The sequence below is a fragment of the Rhodoferax sp. genome, from assembly GCF_014859475.1.
Lineage (GTDB): Bacteria > Pseudomonadota > Gammaproteobacteria > Burkholderiales > Burkholderiaceae_C > Rhodoferax.
Map to the genome: position 1 here is coordinate 1 of NZ_JACUUE010000179.1, position 5187 is coordinate 5187.

At 61.0% G+C, this 5187-nt stretch carries 5 protein-coding genes; 1 reads left to right on the top strand and 4 read right to left on the bottom strand.

The genetic code is table 11. The features are described 5' to 3' along the window. Window positions 1–107: 107 nt before the first annotated feature. The 3 genes from IBX54_RS12325 to IBX54_RS12335 all read right to left on the bottom strand — a co-directional run bounded on the left by IBX54_RS12325 (window position 108) and on the right by IBX54_RS12335 (window position 2922). On the bottom strand, window positions 108–2261 hold the full coding sequence (locus tag IBX54_RS12325) for an FAD-dependent oxidoreductase (protein ID WP_296542950.1): 2154 nt from the start codon (window positions 2259–2261) through the stop codon (window positions 108–110). A 260-nt stretch (window positions 2262–2521) separates the two neighbouring features. After that, window positions 2522–2710: a hypothetical protein gene (locus tag IBX54_RS12330; protein ID WP_296542951.1), complete on the bottom strand. Its 189-nt coding sequence runs from the start codon at window positions 2708–2710 to the stop codon at window positions 2522–2524. A 26-nt stretch (window positions 2711–2736) separates the two neighbouring features. Further along, entirely contained in the window at window positions 2737–2922 is a 186-nt protein-coding gene (locus tag IBX54_RS12335) for a hypothetical protein (RefSeq protein ID WP_296542952.1), read from the bottom strand. Window positions 2923–3042: 120 nt separating this feature from the next. Between IBX54_RS12335 and gcvA the strand changes: the two genes are divergently transcribed. After that, the gene (gcvA, locus tag IBX54_RS12340) at window positions 3043–3996 is read left to right on the top strand and encodes a transcriptional regulator GcvA (RefSeq protein ID WP_296542953.1); all 954 of its coding nucleotides are present in this window, start codon (window positions 3043–3045) and stop codon (window positions 3994–3996) included. Between the two features lie 7 nt (window positions 3997–4003). On the opposite strand, the gene IBX54_RS12345 is transcribed toward gcvA, so the two are convergent. Further along, window positions 4004–5116 (bottom strand): LytR C-terminal domain-containing protein, encoded by a 1113-nt coding sequence (locus IBX54_RS12345; protein ID WP_296542954.1) that lies wholly within the window; start codon window positions 5114–5116, stop codon window positions 4004–4006. Between the last annotated feature and the right edge of the window lie 71 nt (window positions 5117–5187).

Here is a 5187-nt window from a genome sequence, read left to right on the forward strand (position 1 = left end):
ATCGCCACGCTTCGCTCGCGATGACGAAGTCTCTGTTCAAGGTCCGTGTGCGGTAGCGGGCCAGATACGGCTGGCTCGCAGTGACGACGTCTCTTTTGACGGTTTTTTTAACCTCGCTTCCACGCATGAAAGCGCGCCAGCCAGGCCAGCACCTTTTGCGGTGCGTGGGCGCGCTTCCACTCACCGGCGGCGTATTTGTTGGCCTCGGCCAGCGTCGGGTAGGTGTGGATGGTGCCCAGAATCTTGTTCAGGCCCAGCCCATGCTTCATGGCCAGCACGAATTCGGCGAGCAAATCGCCTGCGTGCTCGCCGACGATGGTCACGCCCAGAATGCGGTCCTTGCCCGGCACCGTCAGCACCTTGACAAAACCGTGCGCGGTGCCGTCGGCAATGGCGCGGTCAAGGTCGTCGATGCCGTATTGGGTGACTTCGTAGGGAATGTTCTTTTCCTTGGCATCCTGCTCATTCAGGCCCACGCGCGCCACCTCGGGCTCGATAAAGGTGGCCCACGGCACCACCGAATAATCGACCTTGAAGCGCTTGAAGTCGCCAAATAGCGCGTTCACCGCCGCGTACCAGGCCATGTGGCCGGCGGTATGGGTAAATTGATAAGGCCCGGCCACGTCGCCGGCGGCATAAATGTTGGGGTACAGCGTTTCCAGGTAGTCGTTCACCGCCACCGTGCGTTGGGTTGGAATGCCCAGCGCTTCCAGCCCGTAGCCCTGCAAGCGCGCCACGCGGCCCACCGCGCACAGCAACGCGTCGAACTCGATGCGTTTTTCTACGCCCTGATGCTCGACCACGATGAACTTGCGCTCGCCGTCACGCTCGCAGCGCAAGGCGTTGTGACTGGTCAGCACGTCGATACCATCTTGCACAAAGGCATCGCGCGCCAACTGCGACACCTCAGGGTCTTCGCGACTCATGATGCGTGTGCCACGCTCCACCTGCACAACTTTGGAGCCCAGCCGGGCAAAACTCTGTGCCAGCTCGCAGCCAATCGGGCCGCCGCCCAACACTACCAGTCGTGCCGGGGGCGCATCGAGCTTGGCAAATTCGTCCCACAGCGTGTCGCTGGTCACGTAGCCCACGTCATCCAGACCTGGCAGCGGCGGCACAAACGGGCGCCCCCCTGCGGCAATCACGATGCTGCGGGTGGTCAGGCGCTGGGTGTCGCCATTGTTGAGCTTGATCTCCACTGTCCAGGGGTCCACGATGGTCGCGTAGCCTTCCAGCACTTCCACGCCCAGCTCGGTGTAGCGCGCCACGCTGTCATGCGGTGCCACGGCGGCAATCACCTCATGCACCCGCGCCATCACTTGTTTAAAGCTGAATTTGGGGTCAACCGCGCTCAAACCATAATGCTCTGCATGGCGCATCTGATCGGCAATGCGCGACGACTTGATCAGCGCCTTGCTCGGCACGCAGCCGTAATTCAGGCAGTCGCCGCCCATCTTGTGCGCTTCAACCAGCGTCACCTTGGCTTTCACGGCCGCCGCAATGTAGGATGTGACCAAACCGGCCGCACCGCCGCCAATCACCACCAGATTGCGGTCAAAGGTTTTGGGGCGTTGCCATTTGGCATAGACACGTCGGCTCTGCACAAAGCTGGCCAAACGTTTAGCCAGCATCGGAAAGATGCCCAGCAGCGCAAAAGAGAACAGCAAACCCGGCGACAAAATGCCCGACAAACTGGTGATTTGGGCCAGTTGGGTGCCGGCGTTCACGTACACCAGTGTGCCGGCCAGCATGCCGAGCTGGCTGACCCAGTAGTAGCTGAGCGTGCGAATGGGTGTGAGCCCCATCAGCAGGTTGACCAGAAAAAACGGAAACAGCGGCACCAGACGCAGCGTGAACAGGTACATCGGCCCATCTTTGGCCATGCCGTCGTTGATGGCTTTCAGGCGATTGCCAAACCGCGCCTGAACCAGATCGCGAAACAAAAAGCGCGAGGCCAGAAACGCCAGCGTGGCGCCGATGCTCGATGCAAACGACACAATCAGCGTGCCGCCGAGCAGGCCAAACAGCGCGCCGCCAGCCAGCGTCATGATCACCGCGCCGGGCAGGGAGAGCGCGGTCACCAGCACATAGCCGACAAAGTACACAAGCACCACGCCCACCGGCGACTCGGTGCGCAGGGTCTTGATTTGCGCCAGACCGGCCTTGAGGCCGTCAAGCGTCAATACCTGGTTGAGGTCGAAAGCAAAGAACGCCAGCACCAGCGCAACGACTAACAAAAGAACAGCTACTTTTTTTTTCATGAAAAATCCAAGTGAAGGTGACCAGCAAAGCGCTGAGATTGCACCAGATGACGCCACCATAGTCGTTCGATTCAAAGTTTCCTTACACGACTCGCCTGAAAGTAGTACCAAAGCCGTCGTCAGAATTGAGCGTCATCAATTTGCCTGCGTCAATCCTCTGTCGTGAAAACACCATCGATGCCGTGATTGCTGGTCGGTTTGAAACGAAAAAGTCCGCCGTAGCGGACTTTTGTTGTGGCGCTCATGGCTCCGGGGTTTCATCAGCGTTGCTTGGGTCTGCTGAACATGGCCTCTGTGGCGAGCCACAGAAAGGCCAGACCGATGGTGATGGCCACGCCCCCTGCTACGGCGCTGGTCGGGTTGTGGGCCAGAAACAGCAGGTTGCCAAACCCGATCAGCAGCGCCAGCATGCCGACCACAAAATTAATCAGGCTAAAAAATGTTTTCATGATGACTCTGAAACTGTGGCGCGACATCAATAAATGGCCGCAGCCGTTGACCTGGCTGCCACGATATTCTTGTGCAGCTGGCGCTGGGCATGACGCTTGAGCCAGGTCGTGCAGGTAGTCCAGCCATTCGAAAGAAATTCACTCAGGGCCTGGGAACGCAATTCTTGTGCACGGCGAATATGGGCTTCGATGTCTGAATATTGATATTCCATGATGTTGGATCCTTTGCTTGATTAAATGTGTCCCTCTTGAGGACACGGTGCTACGATATCGCCAATGTTGCATTGCAACAAACGATCAATTCTCAGCCGACGCATCACTTAAATTCATCCATGCCGTACCGCTTGCCGCCCCTCAATGCCTTGCGTGCCTTCGAGGCGGCGGCGCGCCACCTGAGCTTCAAGAAGGCGGCGCAGGAGCTGTCGGTCACGCCAACTGCCATCAGCCACCAGATCAAGCTGCTCGAAGACCAGCTTGACCTGCAGTTGTTCCACCGGCTCACGCGCGCGCTGGAGCTCACGCCGCAGGGCGAGGCCATGCTGCCCAAGGTGCGTGAAGGGCTGCAATGCTTTGTTGCCGCCGTGACCAGTGCCCACGAACGGGTGTCCAGCGGCCGCCTGATCGTGGTGCTGCCGCCGTCTTTTGCCACCCGCTGGCTGGTGCCGCGGTTGCGCCGCTTTGCCCTGTCCGAGCCGTCGCTGAGCCTGCATGTGTTCCGCTCGCTCAAGACCATCGACACGGACCAGGTGGCGAGCCTGGCCTCATTTGACCTGGCTGACCTGCGCCAGGAAGACTCGGTGGTGGTGATTCGCTTTGGCGCCGGGGTGTACCCGGGGTTCCGGGTGGACCGCATGTTCGGCTCCGACTACATTGCCGTTTGCAGCCCGAAGCTGCTTCAAGCCGACCCGCCGCTGCGGGTGCCCGCCGACATGCGGCATCAGGTGCTGCTGCACGATCAGGGCCTCGCCAGTGGTCGCCCGGGTCCGGCTTGGGATGAATGGTTCAGGCTGGCCGGCATAACCGGGGTGGACAGCAGCGCCGGCCCCCACTTCAGCGATTCCGGCCTGGTGTATGTGGCCGCGCTGGACGGTCTGGGCGTGGCGCTGGCCTCCAAACCTTTGGTGGCCACGGCCATCGGGCAAGGCCGCCTGGTGGCGCCGTTCGACATAGCCGTCGGGCAAAAATTCGCTTACTACCTGGTCGTTCCAGAAGCGATTGCCGAGCGGCCTGCGGTGCAGGCCTTTCGCAACTGGTTGCTCGAAGAAGCCAAGTCAGAGGCGCACTGACGCGGGTTCAGCTCCAGCGCCAGCCACCCGGCTGCTGGCTGGTGGCCAGTTGCAGCTTTTCTGCCGCTTCAAGCCATGCGGTAATGGCTTTTCCGGCCATGTCATGGCCAAGCACCAGGCGCATATTGACGCGGGCATTCAATTGTTTTGCGAGCACGATTTGTGTTGCCACCGGCAGGCGCGATTGCAGCGCCCGTGCTGCCTGTGCCTGGTCTGGCGGATACTGGATTTCGGTTTTGGCCTGCCGATAGGGCTTGGCGTTGGTCAGCCGGGCGGTCTTGACGCCTTCGGTCGCCAGCCGGTCTGCGGTGCGCCGCGCCAGCCTGGTGATGCCGACACCGTTGGATACTTCCAGCCGCACGCCGCGCAGATCGGACGCGGCAGACATCGCAGGCATGACTGATATGGCTGACCCCGGCGACAGGTCTTTGCCCACAGGTGCGCTCGTTTCCCGGGCTGGCCCGCCTGCTTCGGCTGGTGCATTTGTTGGGGCCTGCAACTCAAACACATTGGGCGCCACCACCACCAGGCGCGGCCCGTCCTTGTCGCCCGCTGCTGGCTGCCCGGCCAGTTCGGTGGCTTTATGTTTTGCCCTGGCACTGGCCAGTAGCGCCAGGTTCTGCTGCGTTTGCGCGTTGTTGGGGTCCAGCTCGCGTGCCTTGTTCAAGGCGCTTTCCGCCTCGTCGAGCCGACCTTCGCGCAACAGCGCGTAACCGGCGTTGTTGCGGATGTGTGCGCTGGCGGGTGCCAGCTCGATGGCGTAAGCAAAGAGCTTGAGCGCATCAAAGGTGCGGTCGGTCTGGGCATAAATGACGGCCAGCCCATTGAGCGCGCCGAGATGATCAGGCACCATCTTCAGGGCTTGCGCATAGTGCTGACCGGCCAGTGCGAGCTGCCCGGCGCCATGCGCGATGAGCCCCAGCGAGTAAAGCGCTTGCGCCGAGGGCGTTTCTGGGGTGACGGCATTCGCAGGTGCCACCTTGACCGGCACGGTGCCGGTCTGGCTGCGCGTTGGCACAGCAGAAGCATCTGCCAGCGGCGCCAGCGGCGTGAGCGGGGCGCAGCCCAGCAGCGTGCCCAGCAGGCAAGCCGAGGCAATAGCGTTGAGTTTGAATTTCATGACAGTCTCCTTGACAAATCTGGGCCATTAACCATTAACGTGAAAGAACGTCGTCATTGCGAACGAAGTGA